The organism is Desulfurococcus sp., assembly GCF_038881575.1.
Classification (GTDB): domain Archaea; phylum Thermoproteota; class Thermoprotei_A; order Sulfolobales; family Desulfurococcaceae; genus Desulfurococcus.
On sequence record NZ_JAVZPN010000006.1, the window covers coordinates 34,964 to 50,481 of the forward strand.

15 protein-coding genes are annotated in these 15,518 nt (G+C 43.4%); 6 read left to right on the forward strand and 9 right to left on the reverse strand.

Annotation, left to right across the window (positions count from 1 at the left end):
- Nucleotides 1-30: 30 nt before the first annotated feature.
- The 9 genes from QXV08_RS06725 to QXV08_RS06765 form a co-directional block, all read right to left on the reverse strand.
- Nucleotides 31-552 carry a hypothetical protein gene (locus QXV08_RS06725; RefSeq protein ID WP_342786212.1) on the reverse strand — a complete coding sequence of 174 codons (522 nt, stop codon included), beginning with the start codon at nt 550-552 and terminating at the stop codon, nt 31-33.
- The gene (locus QXV08_RS06730; protein WP_342786213.1) at nt 549-1,571 is read right to left on the reverse strand and encodes an RsmB/NOP family class I SAM-dependent RNA methyltransferase; all 1,023 of its coding nucleotides are present in this window, start codon (nt 1,569-1,571) and stop codon (nt 549-551) included. The genes QXV08_RS06725 and QXV08_RS06730 overlap by 4 nt, the downstream gene beginning before the upstream one ends.
- 14 nt (nt 1,572-1,585) lie before the next feature.
- The gene (locus QXV08_RS06735; protein WP_342786214.1) at nt 1,586-2,278 is read right to left on the reverse strand and encodes a DUF72 domain-containing protein; all 693 of its coding nucleotides are present in this window, start codon (nt 2,276-2,278) and stop codon (nt 1,586-1,588) included.
- 32 nt (nt 2,279-2,310) lie between these two features.
- Nucleotides 2,311-3,510, reverse strand: a complete 1,200-nt coding sequence (locus tag QXV08_RS06740; RefSeq protein WP_342786215.1) for an inorganic phosphate transporter — start codon at nt 3,508-3,510, stop codon at nt 2,311-2,313.
- Between the two features lie 211 nt (nt 3,511-3,721).
- Nucleotides 3,722-4,822 (reverse strand): M42 family metallopeptidase, encoded by a 1,101-nt coding sequence (locus tag QXV08_RS06745; protein WP_342786216.1) that lies wholly within the window; start codon nt 4,820-4,822, stop codon nt 3,722-3,724.
- 54 nt (nt 4,823-4,876) lie between these two features.
- Entirely contained in the window at nt 4,877-5,605 is a 729-nt protein-coding gene (locus QXV08_RS06750; RefSeq protein WP_342786217.1) for a hypothetical protein, read from the reverse strand.
- On the reverse strand, nt 5,593-6,876 hold the full coding sequence (locus QXV08_RS06755) for a radical SAM protein (protein WP_342786218.1): 1,284 nt from the start codon (nt 6,874-6,876) through the stop codon (nt 5,593-5,595). The genes QXV08_RS06750 and QXV08_RS06755 overlap by 13 nt, the downstream gene beginning before the upstream one ends.
- A gap of 5 nt (nt 6,877-6,881) precedes the next feature.
- On the reverse strand, nt 6,882-7,157 hold the full coding sequence (locus QXV08_RS06760) for a MoaD family protein (protein WP_342786219.1): 276 nt from the start codon (nt 7,155-7,157) through the stop codon (nt 6,882-6,884).
- A gap of 43 nt (nt 7,158-7,200) precedes the next feature.
- Nucleotides 7,201-9,063, reverse strand: coding sequence for an aldehyde ferredoxin oxidoreductase family protein (locus QXV08_RS06765; protein ID WP_342788152.1), 1,863 nt, complete (start codon nt 9,061-9,063; stop codon nt 7,201-7,203).
- A 251-nt stretch (nt 9,064-9,314) separates the two neighbouring features.
- Between QXV08_RS06765 and QXV08_RS06770 the strand changes: the two genes are divergently transcribed.
- From QXV08_RS06770 to QXV08_RS06795, 6 genes are read left to right on the forward strand one after another with little or no spacing between them, the layout of a single operon-like run.
- On the forward strand, nt 9,315-10,250 hold the full coding sequence (locus QXV08_RS06770) for a MoxR family ATPase (protein ID WP_342786221.1): 936 nt from the start codon (nt 9,315-9,317) through the stop codon (nt 10,248-10,250).
- The gene (locus tag QXV08_RS06775; RefSeq protein ID WP_342786222.1) at nt 10,247-11,329 is read left to right on the forward strand and encodes a DUF4129 domain-containing protein; all 1,083 of its coding nucleotides are present in this window, start codon (nt 10,247-10,249) and stop codon (nt 11,327-11,329) included. The genes QXV08_RS06770 and QXV08_RS06775 overlap by 4 nt, the downstream gene beginning before the upstream one ends.
- The gene (locus QXV08_RS06780) at nt 11,316-12,422 is read left to right on the forward strand and encodes a hypothetical protein (protein ID WP_342786223.1); all 1,107 of its coding nucleotides are present in this window, start codon (nt 11,316-11,318) and stop codon (nt 12,420-12,422) included. The genes QXV08_RS06775 and QXV08_RS06780 overlap by 14 nt, the downstream gene beginning before the upstream one ends.
- Nucleotides 12,419-12,691 (forward strand): hypothetical protein, encoded by a 273-nt coding sequence (locus tag QXV08_RS06785; protein WP_342786224.1) that lies wholly within the window; start codon nt 12,419-12,421, stop codon nt 12,689-12,691. Before QXV08_RS06780 ends, QXV08_RS06785 begins: the two co-directional genes overlap by 4 nt.
- Complete coding sequence (locus QXV08_RS06790; protein WP_342788151.1) at nt 12,660-14,171, forward strand: hypothetical protein; 1,512 nt, start codon at nt 12,660-12,662, stop codon at nt 14,169-14,171. Before QXV08_RS06785 ends, QXV08_RS06790 begins: the two co-directional genes overlap by 32 nt.
- Nucleotides 14,172-15,491 (forward strand): DUF58 domain-containing protein, encoded by a 1,320-nt coding sequence (locus QXV08_RS06795; protein ID WP_342786226.1) that lies wholly within the window; start codon nt 14,172-14,174, stop codon nt 15,489-15,491.
- The last annotated feature ends 27 nt before the right edge of the window (nt 15,492-15,518 follow it).

The following is a 15,518-nucleotide window of genomic DNA, read 5'->3' on the forward strand; positions in this document are numbered from 1 at the left end:
ATATTGAAAAATAACAATGTTAAGTATATGCTAACCAAGGATCCTCAGGTATATGCCTAGATCATATATGTTCTCAAACACCTTCTTTCCCGGATTCCACTTGGCAAACCCTATTACTTCATTATCGCTGGAGTCGATTATACTGACTAATCCATCCACGGGCTCATACTTCTCTATAATGCTTTCCAATAATATATCGTTCCCGTAGAGGAAGGCCTTTACACCTTTTTCCCCAACTAGTACTGCCGCCCTGAATCCTTTCGAGGAGTATATTTTTTTAACTAGGGGAATAGAGGGCGTTATTTCTCCTTTAACTATGGTTGCCACCCATCGACCCTGGTAAATGATATTTGTGCTGGGTCCTATGGCCCCAGCGATGATACTATGTATTATGCATAAATCATTAATACAAATGTATCTTAATTCATCTCTATTAACTCTGCCAATGTATTCTTCAGGGTTAACGTTGAACGTGTTCTTAAATAGATTATAGAGCCTGGTGTACAGTGTTTTCCCAACCTTCCCCCTCTTAAACTTTATCTTCCCCTTCATGACTTAATCCTCCTGATCAGGCATGTGGTAAACCCGAATAAGCCGTGTCTATGAGGCCATACCCTGATGCATTTCTCAAGGTCCCTGGGGAACTCCATTGACCTGTAATGGATGAGCCAGGGGCTATAATTGAACAGCTTTAATTCCGGCTCAATTATCTCGATATCGCTTCTTGAATTCAGTATCCTACTAAGAACGTATTCGTTTTCCTCCGGTGCAATACTACACGTTGAATACGCTAGTACCCCGTTTTCATCTAGTAGATCTATTAATCTATCCAGCAATAATATCTCTCTTTTTGCAAGCATGGCCAGGTCTAAGATACTTGTCCGTGTTTTCCGCCTGGGATCCACAGATATCCTTCCCTCCCCACTGCATGGTGCGTCCAGGAGGATTCTCTTAAATCTTCTACCTAGTTTCCCAGGGAGGTTTAATGCATTACTCCATGCTACTACTACGTTATCTAGTTTCATCCTTAATAGATGCCCCATCAGGGTCTTTAACCGGTATAAGACATAGTCGTTAGCGTATACAATACCTTTTCCACGCTCCTTAAGGATTTGAGCCATAAATGTTGCCTTACCGCCTGGGGCGGCGCACGCGTCGAGGACGTCGCCTTCATAGTTATGTAGTAGGAGTAGTACTGGTATCAGGCTAGAGGCATCTCTATGGACATAGTAGTAGCCCTTTAAGTATTCATGTGTCGAGCCTATAGTGGGGCTTCTAGGGGTTTTAACTACCCAGAATGAGCCGGGAGCCCATGGTATTTCCTCAAGCTGGAACCCTAGGGATTCAAGCCTCTCCCTTAATTCATCGGGTTCTATAAGTAACGTGTTAACCCTGACAACTGGTTTAACAGGTTTTTCGAATGCTTCAAGAAGCTCCAGGGCTTCATCGAGGCCAAGCATCTCAAGGTATCTTTGAACCATGTATGGGAGATACCCGTATCTTAATGCCAACTCGACTGCCTGTTTAGACGGCTCCAAGTATATGTCACGGTATATCTCATAGAGTCTCAAGCAGAAAACCCCTCTTAACTCCTAAGCATACCCATTAGTGAGCGGGCATTTTCAAGCATCCAGTGATCGTTATTGAAGAACACATATACTTTCTCAGGTTTCAACCCCACTATCATCTCCGCTACCTCACGTAGCTCATCCATGGTATACTCATGCCCGTACCACGAAGATCTCCCATGCATCCTTAAGTAAATTATCCCCATAATATTGGTAATCCATGAAGCAATGGGTGCATCTATTGACACTATCACTATACCTTTATCAACCCCCCATGAGGCAACACTATTATTAAAGCATGATACATGCCTGAACTCAACAGCCATCCTGGAGGCTAGGTTGGATGCCTCATGGAATCTATCAATCTTCTCCAGGTTTTCCTTACTGCATGCGAATTGAGGAGGCATCTGGAAAAGATAGAAGTCAACGACATCATTCATCGGGGTGAATAAGTTGTGGAACCTTTCCCATATTTCTAAGGCGTCTCTTCCAAGCTTCCTGTAATGAGTTATAGACTTATGCACCTTAATACTCCATCTTATGCCCTTACCCTTCCTAGCCCATGACATCACTTGATTCCTGTAGGGGAACCTGTAGAAGCTGGCGTTTAATTCAACAGCGTTTAACCCGCTTTCCCTAATATACCAGTCCAGTGATGCTTCCTCGTTCCAATCATAGAGCCAGCCACTAGTGCCTACGTATACCTCCATTGTCCTCTCCCAGTTAAAAACCGCTTCCCTGACTATATACTGATATATAATAGTATTCTAGTAGCAATATATGTAACTACAGTGGCTACTAGGAAACCAATGTACCAGTATGAGAGCATCCTAGAAAATAACCTGGTGTTAACACTTGAGACACCTCTTCCAAGTCCAACCCCCATTATGGAGCCAACGATTATTCCAACCATACTGCTCGGTAACCCGAGCCTGGTTACGATGAGCGTTGTTTGTGCACCGGCTATGTTGGCAATGAGAGCGGTCTCAGGGTTTAATACAGTGATCTCTTCCCCAATGGTTTTCGCTACGCTAACACCCCATGTGAGGATCCCTGTGCTTAATCCCAGTGAAGAATAGGTGAGTATCAGCAGTGATTCAATATCATGATTTATCTCCCTTGAACCCAGTATAAGCATTAATGGAGCGGCGGCGTTTGCGACATCGTGTCCTCCATGTGTAAAGGCGAGGATTGCTGACGAAGCGATGAGCATTCTATTATTGAACCTATTTACAACAGCGTCTACATCTCTCACCACATGTCTGCTTCCCCGTATATTCATGTAGAGGTATATCATTATTGATGCTGTAAGGACGATGAGGATCGATGACACGGCTGTGAGAATATATATGTTCTCAAGTAACTGCTCCGGTATAGCCATATATACAGCTGAAACAATGAAGGATGCGTATAGGAGTAGAAGGGGGAGGAATATCTTTACATAAATGTTTCTTCTCGAGCGCAGATAGCTATATAGCCTATAATATATATAGCCAACCAGCAAGCCTATGAAAGGTATTAAAAGCCATAGAATAAATAACTCGATGAGTAGGCCTGTATTAACATATTCCACACCCATAGCTAAACCTATCCCTGAAATAGCTCCCACTGTAACTATGCTTATACTAAACGGCATATGCTTTCTAGTCGCCAGGAACACTATTATAAATGAGACAAATAAGGCAATGGTAAAGCCAGCGGCAATCATCCTCGAAGATATCTCTGTTACACTTATTATCTTGGAGGAAAGAGTTGACGAAATGAATCTCCCATAAGCCAGGCCCCCGATCAACTCGAAGACCGATGCAATCAACAAGGCCCTTCTTACAGGCAATGCACGTACACCTATGATTGTCCCAATACTGTTTGCAGCATTGTTTGCCCCATCAATCCACGCGAGCATGAACGCTCCCATAAACCCTGCTAAAACTATTGGATCCATGAAGTAACCCCCAGCCCTAAATATACTTGTTGCGTAGATATGATTAGATTATTAAATTGTTTAAAACCACTCCTAAATATATTTCACTGAGTTACTTACCTCAGGATCAAGGTAAACCAAGTCCATGAATAAGTATTTTGGAGGAATATCATGGGTTGGGAGCATTAAAAATATGTTGAGCAGCGAATTCCTTGCTTAAGGCTCCTATAGCTTATTTTATCACTACTCCCTTTATGCTTTGAATCCACTCAGGCGTTACCTCCTCTATGAAGGCCTTAGCTAGCAGTGATGCATTGTAGAGGTCTCTTAAATCCACTACTTCAACAGGGCTATGTATATACCTTGAGGGAATGGAGATTGTTCCAGCGGCGACACCCTCCTTGTTTAAAGCTATTATTGAGGCATCGGTTGTACCACCTGAGATCACGTCTAATTGGTAAGGTATATTCTTTTTCTCAGCAACACCTACCAGGAACTCAACCACCTTTGGATGCGCTATCAACCCACTTGCATTTCTCCCATCAACTATCTTTATGGCTGGACCATATCCTAGCCGAGTGAACCACTCGCTTTTAGCTACTCCGGGTACATCGCTTGCTATAGTTACATCTATCGCTAATGCCACATCCGGTGAGATACCGTAGGCCGATGTCCTAGCCCCCTTCAACCCTACTTCCTCCTGGACTGTTGCAACGAAATAAACGTCTACATCATGTTTCTCAAGCATTTCAAGAGCCTTTAACATAACCACGACACCAACCCTGTCATCGAACGCCTTACCGGTTATCCTGTTCCAGCCTAGCTCAGCCACCTCCCTATCAAACACAGCTATATCGCCGACTCTTATACCCATCTTCTCCACTTCCTCCTTTGATGACGCCCCCACATCTATGAAGAGTTCCCGTAGCTCTGGTACTTTCTGGGCTTCCTCCGGCTTAATTACATGGGGAGGCTTTAACCCTATCACACCCCTGTATAGTCTCCCATCCCTTGTCCTAACAACTACTCTTTGGTAGAGAAGAGTCCTCTCGAGTGCTCCACCTATAGGTATAACCCTTAGGAATCCATCATCCTCGATGTGAGAGATGAATAAGCCTATTTCATCCATGTGGGCTGCAATCATGATTTTACCAGAGCCCTTAGAGCCCTTCCTATATCCAACTACATTCCCCCATACGTCTATCCATAGTTTATCTACATGGGGCTTCATCAATTCAGCAACGAGGTCTTTCACTGGGTCTTCTCTTCCACTAGGAGCATGGAGGCTGGTTAGCTTCTTAATTAACTCTATGTATTGACTCCTCCATTCCAAGGCGTCCACCAGTGTGAATATATAGTTTACATGTGGAATAAAAATATGCCTTGATCAGCTGAAGAGGGTGCTTAATACCTTCTCTGTATCAAGTAGCTTATTATAGTTTGGTAACTCGATTACATTACTGCCTATTAACGCAGCGACCCCTCCTTTTTTATCGAAACCGTATAGAATGTACATTGAGTCTACATCAGCTCTTAGAACACCGTTTTCGAATCCAAGTAGCTTCAGTAACTCCATAATGATCTTATACCTTGTTAAACTCCCCCAATAAATACCCTCTTCCTGGAGTTCCTCCCGCTGACGGGGTAGAATTAATCCTAGAAGCATGCTTCTAAACGATATTTTTTTCTGGCTCTTATCCCGCTTACTGACTAACTCATTCATCCTATGCCTTGCAGATTCATATAGGTTTAAGAGGTATTCCTCAATGCCTTTTTTACTACAGGTATCCCTATCAGCGTTCATGGTTCTAAAGCTCTTACCCGTGTCGAGCATTATTTTCCCTGGGCTTGTTTTCGAATTATATGAGAGCAGGAGCCTAGACTCAGGTGCATTACTCTTGGAGTAATTGTGAAAGAAGCAGTCAACACAGTAAAAGGTGTCGGAATCGTATGGTTTAACAATGGCTGTTTCAACCCATACGCATTGATATATGCTTCCACATTTCTCAACTAGTCTCTCAGCAACACCTATAAAGCCCTTCACATTGAATCCCTCCATAATGTTACAGGATACTCTTCTTGATTCTCTAGAATTAGTTAGGCCTATATTATACATTTAGCAAGCCCAGTGGCGTAAATACATTCACTACAGCCTATTTCGTTACCGTAGCAGTCGAAGTTGTTTTCATCAACGTACCAGCAGTTAAACGTTGATATATTGCAGTCTGAGCACCAGGGTATGTTCTTAGAAAATTCTTTCCGAGTATTCCTGAACCTAACGTATTCAGGTTTCAACCATATATCCCTTAAATGCTCCCTCCATAGGTCGCCGAAGATGACTCTATGGATAATCTTATAGTGGTTGTTTATGAATAACGGGTGCTCGTATGCTAGATCCATGCATGGGGATACTAGTCCATCATACCTGATATATGCATAGTCTCCATCAATATAGGGGCATGTACGCTTAAGCGCATCAGCATATACACCTGGTGCATTAATGATTAATCCTTTCTCCTCTCCTTTTGCCTTAGCCTCACTCAGGATCTTCATGGTTTCTTCAAGTATGTTCTTTCTCTCTAATGCCTGTCTAATATTGAATGTGTTTAAACTATATCCCTTCTTCATTACCTCATCATATATTTTATTATATATTACACGCCACTCTAACTCCTGACCCGAGTACTGGTTCTTAACGCTCTCTCTAAAAGCCATGCTAGATATTTTCTCCCATTCTTCTAGGCCAATACTCTCTATAAGTCTAACAGGGTATTCGCTTGACAAGCTGTAAAGGATTTGATCTGCCAGGGTACTCGTGTATGTTATCAAGTGACTTATAGTTAGCTCGTTGATCCCCAGCTCTACAGCCTTGTCGACCAGACTGGGTAGCTCTGCTAGGTTTTCACGCATTAACACGGTTGCTATACTTATCTTGCCACCGTATTTGCTAGCTATCCTTGTCGATGTAGCTAGATGCTTGAAAAGAGAGTATTGTGAACTACCTACTCGTATCTTGTTTAACTTAACAAGGTCGCTACTATCAATGCTGAACACTAATTCATTAAGCCCATTTCTAAATAATTTGTCGACAAGCTCCGGTGTAGCTAGGGAGCCATTTGACACCATTAGTATATATGTTGAATCACCATGTTTTTCCCTGTATTCCTTGATAAAGGTTGGAAGCTCTGGATGTAGCAATGGCTCACCAAACCCGTAGAGTGCCAGTCTCTCTAATGTATTATCGATTTCATCAATTATTTTACTGAAGAGCCTAGGGCTCAGTAAACCATATTTCTCGCCTTTCCAGGTTCTCCTTACACACATTATACAGTTGAAGTTGCAGTTATTGGTGACCTCTATCTGTAGACTACGTGGCGTTTCACCCATTAATACTATCCACCTGCTATCGGAGGAAATATAGCTATTACATCCCCATTCTTAAGCTTTAACTCCTCGATAAACTGTATGTGTCTGCCATTTACGAGGATTATCCTATCACTTCTATATCCATCACTTGTCAGGACTTCATCAATGAAGTCTCTGCCGAGGATTTCACCAGCTTTCTCAATAGCCTCCCTAAACTCGCCATCCTCTACTTCAACTTCTATCTCGCTTACACCATATTTCTCTCTAAGGGAAGCAAATAAGCGTATTTTAACCTTGGCCAAGAGAGATCACCTTCCAGTGGTTCCAAAAAGCTTCAAAAAAAGCTTAGAGTTCTATTCCAAGCTCCCTGAGTTTCTCAGGGGTTGGGATTCCATTTACCCATCCTCTTAACTCATAGTACTCCTTTAACATTACGTCTAGTTCAACCACTTGCCCCTTGGCAGGTCCTTCAGGCATGGGCTCTCTTAACAGTCTAGGTGGCAGTGTATCGTCTTTAGCTGAGAACCCGTAGAGGGACATTATATATCTCTCTAGGTTGTATATTCTCTCACCAATGGTCATAACATCATGCTCTGTAAAGCTGAATCCTGCTATTGTGTTGAATAGTCTAGCATAGTCTCTAGCACCTATCTCGAATGTGGTGAAGAGGCAGTTGACAGCTGAGTTCACGACTGATGTTAGATCCTGGAAGATCTTAACAAGTTTAGCCTTCCCATGTGGGCTCAATGGATCTGTTTTCTCGGGTAGGCCAAGTACTTCTGAGGCTATAGTGTATCCTGATACATGGCAACCCCCTCTGTTAGCGGTTGCATAGTTTAACCCGATTCCTTTTACAGCTCTTGGATCGTATGCCGGCATCTCTAATCCCTTAACACTCATGCTCAGCTCTGGTGCACCATACATCTCTGCAAGCCTCTTGCTTCCAAGGGCGAGCTTTGCTCCAAATCCAACTCTATAGGCTGTCCTCCATACACTGTCGACTAGTGCAGCTGGATTACTGAATCTTAGATCCATACCCTCTAGATCCTCGCTGGGTATTAATCCCTTCTCATAGAGCTCCATGGCTGTAGCAATGGTTGCACCCATACTTATAGTGTCTAATCCTAGCTCGTCACATAGATGATTTGCCTTTATTATTGCCTCGAGATCCATTACACCGGTATCATTGCCGAGTGCCCATATGGACTCATATTCCGGGCCCTCACTGTATAGTACCTGGTACGGCCCGAACTGTACACGTGTCACCCTGCCGCATGCTATCTGGCATCCCCAGCATGGTCTGCGCTTTATAAGGTATTTTGACGCCAGGGTTTCACCACTTATCTTGTCTGCCTCAGGATTGTAGCCGTACTGCCAGTTCTTATAGGGTAACCCCCCGATCTGGTTTATTATGTTCACCAACACTGCTGTACCATACTGTGGCAAACCGCCTCCAGTGACAGGGTTTTTCCTTATTCTCTCAGACATTTCAGCAACAAGCTTCCTGTACTCCTCCGTATCAGCTATTCGGGGCTGGTTGTCGCCTGCTACAACAATTGCTTTGAGCTTCTTTGAACCCATTATAGCTCCAACACCTGTTCTACCGGCTGCTCTATGTTCATCATTGATTATTGCTGCAAATAATACCTTGTTCTCGCCAGCTGGACCAATACATGCCACACTGGTGTTTTTATGGTTAACTCTCTTCTTGAGTATGCTTGTTGTGGTAAAGGTGTTTAATCCCCATAGATCACTAGCATCACGAATATCGACGTGTCCGTTCACTATTTCTATATAAACCGGTTTCTCGGCTTCGCCCTCGATGAACACCATGTCGTATCCAGCAAACTTTAAGAATGGGCCGAACTCGCCACCACTATTCGCACTTGCCACCGAGCCTGTGAGTGGGCTCTTTAAAGCCATTACATGATATCTACCTGGAGAGGGAACACCAGGTATACCAGTAATAGGGCCAGTTGTAAATGACAACACGTTTTCTGGTCCAAGTGGGTCTATATCTCTTGGTGAAAGACCTTTGTTCATATATTCCTTTAAGTATTTCTTGTATAGGACATAGAGCGCGTATCCTTTTCCACCAATGTATTTTTCAGCTATACTTGGATTAATGGGTTCTTCGTGTATGGTTTTATCTGTTAGATTAATGAATAGTATTCTACCGGTATAACCTCCTTTCAAATATTTCACCATGTATAATTGTGTTCCCCAGATATATATGCCTTTATTTTCTTTCTTAATTAAAAATTCCTGGGACACTGTATAGCCTACTTCATGATAAATTCCAATATTAATTATAGGGGATATAGTCTATTCTCCATTATTATATTCATGAGATTACAGTTGAAAATCCTATCCTTTTAGCAAATATAATATATTAATAATATTAATTAGGGAGCATTGCTCATAGAGTAATACAGCCCCAAACTCGTCAGGGGGTTTTAATGGGTTTTTATAGTAATGTGAGCAAAATCCTGATCGATGGTGAACTGCTTATTGAGAAAGAAAGAGAGCTCAGGATCATTATTGCATCAATACTCGCTAAGGGACACATGATAATGGAGGGTGTCCCGGGTGTTGCTAAAACCTATACTGCTAAAGCTGTTTCAAAACTCCTTGACTTAGAGTTTAAACGGGTTCAAATGACTCCTGACCTGCTTCCATCGGATATAATAGGCTACTATGTGTTCGACCAGAAAACCGGGGGGTTTATCGTTAAGAAAGGACCTGTTTTCACTAATATTCTTTTAGCTGACGAGATCAACAGGGCCTCCCCTAGAACACAGTCAGCATTGCTTGAGGCTATGCAGGAGAGGCAGGTGACTATTGAAGGCGAGACATATAGGCTCCCGGAGCCCTTCATAGTTATAGCAACAATGAATCCCCTCGAGATGGAGGGTGTGTTCCCGCTTCCAGAGGCACAACTGGATAGATTCCTCGTTAAAGTGGAAACCAGTTATACTTCTCACGTAGGCTTGGTTAAAATACTTAAGAGAGCCGATGAGATCGAGAAAGCCATCAACGAGCTTAAACCAGTTGTCTCCCGCCAGGAGATACTAGAGGAGATTAATAGGGTTGCAAGTATTAAGGTGGATGAGTCAATCTATGACTACGTTGCCTCAATAATCGAGGAGACCCGTAGGCATCCGGCAGTGAGACTCGGGGGCTCGCCTAGGGCTGGGATAGCATTAATCAAGCTGGCTAGGTCGCTGGCGTACATTGATGGGAGAAACTATGTTATACCCGATGATGTCAAGGAGGCATGTAAACCCGTGCTACTGCATAGATTAATCCTTAAGCCCGAGTATGAGGTGCAGGGGCTGAGCGTTGAAAGAGTAATTGATGATGTCTTATCAAGGGTTAAGGTGCCCTCTCCATGAAGAGCCTGCTCATAATATCTATAGCCTTGGTAATTATTACCGCGTCGACTCCTCTAGTACCTATTGCCGAGGACAGGCATACAGCGGGGTTCCCGAATCAGCTGGATTCCCCTATAAGCATGGATGAGTTAATACGTGAACTATATAATGCATCGATAATACCCTTGGGATCCAGCCTGAATGAGGCAAGTATTTCGAGTCTACTGGATAATCTCACAAGAAGCGGGTTATTGAATGAGACATATAGGAATAAACTTAGTAGAATATTATTTGATCCCCCTGAATCACTTGTTGCCAATATAAGTAACCCCGAGTTGCGTCTACTACTCGGCAAGCTAATTGGCAAGGAGAATATATCATATGATGAGTTATCCACTATACTTAAATACGTGGATACCTTGAAGGCCACCAATAGTCTAAGCCTTGAGGATGAGTTGATAACCTATAGGATTCTCTCCGAGCTCTCAAGTAGAAACCAGTTGGGTGATACAGAGGTACCTGGTAGAATAATGTCAACTCTAATCAATATACTTGGATTAAACCATATATCATTAGAGGAGACCACGGGGAATATATCGGTAAGCATGCCACGCGTTAATTTACCGGGTGTAGTACTGCCTGGTATGAAGCAGGGGCTACCGAGTCTGAATCTACTGGTTCAAGGTCCTTTATGGCCTGGATTACTTGGAGTATTTATTGCTGTCTTCACAATAGTATTGATTGCGGCTACTAGGGGAGACAAAATCATTGGGGTGGTAGGCAAAATCTACTCGGGCATCGTACTAGGGGGAACAAGGAGGTATAGTTATGGTGAACCAGGGGACTGTATCTCAGCATACTGGTTCACTGTAGCTATGCTGGCGAGTAGATATAGGGTCTTGAAGACGCCTTTTGAAACACATAGGGAGTATCTTGAGAGACTCATGCATAGGGTTCCACCCGAAATAGCTGGGCTGGTTGGAGAGATCACTAGGTTATATGAGGTTTGTAGATTTGGAGAATCCATGAGGAAGGGGGAAGCTGATAGGGAGGCGATTGAAAAATATCGTGAATTGGTGAATATAATTGAACATAGCTAGGCTTGTAATCGAGGTTGGCAGGAGGTTGGTTGCACTGGCCATATTTTACGATGCACTAACTATACTGGTAAGCCATATGTTCCCCAATGGTTTGGGCATGGTTGTTTTAATAGTCACTATATTACTAGCGGCTTCAATGGCTTTAATAGGAAGTCTCACGGTATATATTCTAGCCGTATTATTGGTTACATTATTCTCCATAATGATGCACTCTATTCCAATCGCCTCGATCACATGTTTACCAGTACTTCTACTACTCGATACTCTCTCGAGTATTTACAATGGTGGCGAGTTATCCTGGTCTGGCCTTAGTTCCATGGATATTGCTAGAAGTCTTGCATCATTGCTTCTACTATATACACCAATGCTCCTGGTATCAATGCTACTAGCCTATGTCTCATGGATACTGGTTGAGAGCATAGAGAATGCATTTCTGAGTACAGCTGTGACTAATCCACTGGTTTCACGTATAGTGTTATCCAAGGTGTTCATTACAGCTCTAACAATCATACTAGTGATCTACTTCTACCGAGTGCTTAAAGCAGGAGTTGAGGTAACTGCTTTATTTCTTTTCGCGACTAGTGGGCAAGCCGTTAAGGAGCTTGCTAGGGAATCAGATGTAGATCTCGTCTTTTCCCCACCGTTTTCATGGTTTTTAGAGCTCCCCATAGTCTTCCTTATATATCCATTTTTCTACACTATAATCTACGATATCTACTTGCAATTGATTCTTAGAGACACACTGGGCTCTATGCCGCAGGGTATCGCATTGTTTCTCCAGTTCGCAACCGGTTTACTCGCATTCACTCTCTCAACAGCTCTGGTTAGAGACTTCATCGATCCGGGGGTTCTTAGAGGTGTAGAGATCGATGGAGGGAGAGGCCTAATTATTAAACCCTTAATATTCACTCTATTCATTTATCTGACCTCGGTGATGCTAGCATTAAGGAGTGGCTATCCCATCATTGATTCATTGCTTAGCCCGAGTTTCAGCGAGCTCGCCGGCTTAATCAGTTCCAACTACATTGATTCAAGCTCCTTCTTTATTTCATTGCTGAGTGATGTATTAAGAATACTGGGGATTGTTACATGAGTAGCGGACAGGGGAGGTCGAGGGCTGGTAGGATGGGTTTCCAAATACTTATAGCACTCGGTGTTTCAGTTTTACTTGTATCACTTATCCTCATGATCCAATCGATAGGATATATGGAGGGAGCCATGGTAGGTGCTTCATTATTAACTGCGCTGATAGGTTTCTCCCTCCTCTCGGCTTCACTATATATATTGAGGCTGGCAGCATATGTCTACGCAACTGAGAAGAGGGGGGAGAGTGGGGAAAAGGAGGAGACAGGGGAGAAGTAGTCTAGTCACTGCATCCATAGTGCTAGCACTTGTCTTCATAGGTTTAATAGCCCTTGTTGAAAGAGGACCAATTGTCCCAGGGTTCCCGGTTGGTGCATCCCCATTTAACCCGTTATCTTTTGGTACACTGGGGTTAGTTAAGGATCTCGAGCATTACTACACTGTTAGAATCGCTAGCTCCATGGAGGATCTCAATAGATTAACCGGTGGCAAATGTATATATGTCGTGATATCGCCGGAGAAGCCTTTTGCAGCCAGTGAAGCCGAGTATATAGTGAAATCACTCAGCGAGAGATGCAGGGAGGCAGTAGTTCTCATTGGGGACGAATCAACTTATTCAAACGGGCTCTTGGAAGCGTTGAATACAAGTATCAGGGTTACCGGTAGCAGGATATACGTGGGTCAGTGTAGTGATATGGCATGCGGGTACTCGCCGTATCCACGTGCCCGGCTAATCCTTGGAAACAGGTCGTTCAACCTAGTTCTAGATAAGGCATCCAATCTCATTGGCAGGGGGATTATGTGGGGGTATATTACCGAGGGATGTGTTGTGACATTGCCTGGTGCAGGGGGCTTCGAATGCAGTAGTATCACGGTTGGAGCTAACGAGATCATTGAGGCGGGAATTCAGGACCCTGTTGTAGCATTAGAGGATCACGGTTCACGTATACCGGTCTACGTGATAGGGGATGGTTCGATATTTCTTAACCAGGTGATTAACTCGGGGAATCACAGCGAGTACAAGGTGTTCGTGTTAGAGTTATTCCAGTATTTATGTGGAGGGGAGAGCGGGTGTATTATTGTATTTGACAACATGCATTATGAAACAATCAACGCATTCAACCTACTAGTGAATCCAGGCTTAATTACGGGGGCTGGAGCTGGTTTAAGTGATATACTCTATGTATTCTCCCTTATACTTGCAACAATTATACATCCATCATTCTGGATGCCCCTGGTATTCAAATTTGTCGATGAATTATTCTCCTCGTTCCTAGCCAACATGTTTCTAGCTATCCTCGTATTACTAGCGGTCACCATAGTTGTGGACAAGTACTTAACGAGGGGCATTGTTTTCAGGGGGGATGAAGTGTTAAGGGAGCAGGTTGAGAGAGATATTACAGTGTTTGAATCAGTGAGGAGGAAGATAATTGAGAAGAAGGAGAAGCTGGGTAGGGATGACTTCCTAAACATCTATTGGCTAGCAAACCAGGTGTCAACCATGATACTAGGGGTTGAAGTATCCAGTCCAGCCTTCATTGAGAGAATATCACAGTACGTGGGGAGGGATCTAGCTAGCTCGTACTGGAGCTACATGAATAAGCTATATAGGAGAGCGACAGGGGAGTCTTGGAGACCGCTTATAGTGAGATGGCATAGTGAAGCACTTAAAGCCTATAGTGAAACCGAAAAAATACTTTCACTCATTACATCAAGGCTTCAGATAGAGGATTATAGAAGGCTTCTAGCGGGGATCTAAATGGCTATCTATGCTACAACGAGGCTGAGGCTCTACATGTTATCTACGGCCCTGCTTCTAGCTGGAGCCATAATAGTTGACCCAACTTTCCTGGCTCCAGCCCTACTACTCCTCTCTCTCCCAGTGTTCTCATACATGGCTATAGAGTTAAACTATAAAATCCTTAAGAGCATGGAGGTCTCAGGCTCAGTTACCATGGAATCCAATGGGAGGTTCTTCGTCGAGTACACTATTATAAACCCTACTAGAATACCTATTCTGCCAGTTGAGTTCGGCATACAGTATAGCGAGCTGATAAAACTAGTCAAGGGATCAAAGAGGGGCTTATTAATAATACCACCTAGAGCAAAGGTTAAGCTAAGATTCTCCTTTCACGGCAGATTAGGCGAGCACGTTGTCGGCCCGCTTAAAATAGTTCTAAGGGATCTCTTCGGATTCTATAGATCGAGCGATGAATATCTTGGAAAAGCACTAGTGGTTAATATACCTCCCACCGTGGAGGAAGTCGTTGTCAGGAAACTACTCATATATGCGAGGAGTACTGGGCTCGTTAAATCAAGGATCCCTGGGGATGGAGTCGAATTCTATGATATACGGGATTATTCACCGGGTGATGAAGCGAAGAGAATAGTCTGGCGTATCTATGCTTCAAGAAGAATGCTTGCCATCTGGGAGCCTGAGAAGGAGGCGTTTCAACCAGTGTTATTCATACTTGATGGAACAAGAGAGATGTGGAGCGGTCCAATGGGTCAATCCATGATAGAGCATTCAGCGAGGATCATATCCTCCATAATATACTATCTAGTTAAAAGAGGCTACTCTGTCTCAGCAACCGTCTTCAATGAGTCACTAGTGTACACCAGTGGGAGACCCATGCATGGATATCACGGATACATGGAGGCTCTTAGAGCGCTCTCCAAGATAAGGTTTGAGGAAGGAGATGAATCATATAGACGTAAGGCGTTATCAGGAGTACTCTCATACACGTATACCAGGATTCTCCCAAGAGATAGAAGTATAATATTTCTCTTTACACATCTCAGGAATGCCATTATAGATGAAATAGCTGTATGGAATAACTTATACAGGGATAAAGGTCATATCCTCTACATTGTCCACCCCCTTATAACAGCCTATGAGTCAGATAGCAATGTACCTGAATGGGTTGCGAATATATATAGGGTGAAACTAATAGAGAGCCTTCGAGAAGACATGGCAGTAATCTCCAGGGCGCGTGGGAGAGGGTTGAAGGTAATAGCTGTTACCCCTGATCTAATACCCCAGAGGGTCATGGATATTATTGAGAGGTATAGCTCGTAGAGTTAAATAATCTAACAACAAAGTATA

What these genes read in the sequence shown, in the direction of transcription:
- QXV08_RS06725 (WP_342786212.1), bottom strand. Translation starts at nt 552, where the DNA reads ATGAAGGGGAAGATAAAGTTTAAGAGGGGGAAGGTTGGGAAAACACTG.
- QXV08_RS06735 (WP_342786214.1), bottom strand. Translation starts at nt 2,278, where the DNA reads ATGGAGGTATACGTAGGCACTAGTGGCTGGCTCTATGATTGGAACGAG.
- QXV08_RS06740 (WP_342786215.1), bottom strand. Translation starts at nt 3,510, where the DNA reads ATGGATCCAATAGTTTTAGCAGGGTTTATGGGAGCGTTCATGCTCGCG.
- QXV08_RS06750 (WP_342786217.1), bottom strand. Translation starts at nt 5,605, where the DNA reads ATGTATAATATAGGCCTAACTAATTCTAGAGAATCAAGAAGAGTATCC.
- QXV08_RS06755 (WP_342786218.1), bottom strand. Translation starts at nt 6,876, where the DNA reads ATGGGTGAAACGCCACGTAGTCTACAGATAGAGGTCACCAATAACTGC.
- QXV08_RS06765 (WP_342788152.1), bottom strand. Translation starts at nt 9,063, where the DNA reads ATGGTGAAATATTTGAAAGGAGGTTATACCGGTAGAATACTATTCATT.
- QXV08_RS06770 (WP_342786221.1), top strand. Translation starts at nt 9,315, where the DNA reads ATGGGTTTTTATAGTAATGTGAGCAAAATCCTGATCGATGGTGAACTG.
- QXV08_RS06775 (WP_342786222.1), top strand. Translation starts at nt 10,247, where the DNA reads ATGAAGAGCCTGCTCATAATATCTATAGCCTTGGTAATTATTACCGCG.
- QXV08_RS06785 (WP_342786224.1), top strand. Translation starts at nt 12,419, where the DNA reads ATGAGTAGCGGACAGGGGAGGTCGAGGGCTGGTAGGATGGGTTTCCAA.
- QXV08_RS06795 (WP_342786226.1), top strand. Translation starts at nt 14,172, where the DNA reads ATGGCTATCTATGCTACAACGAGGCTGAGGCTCTACATGTTATCTACG.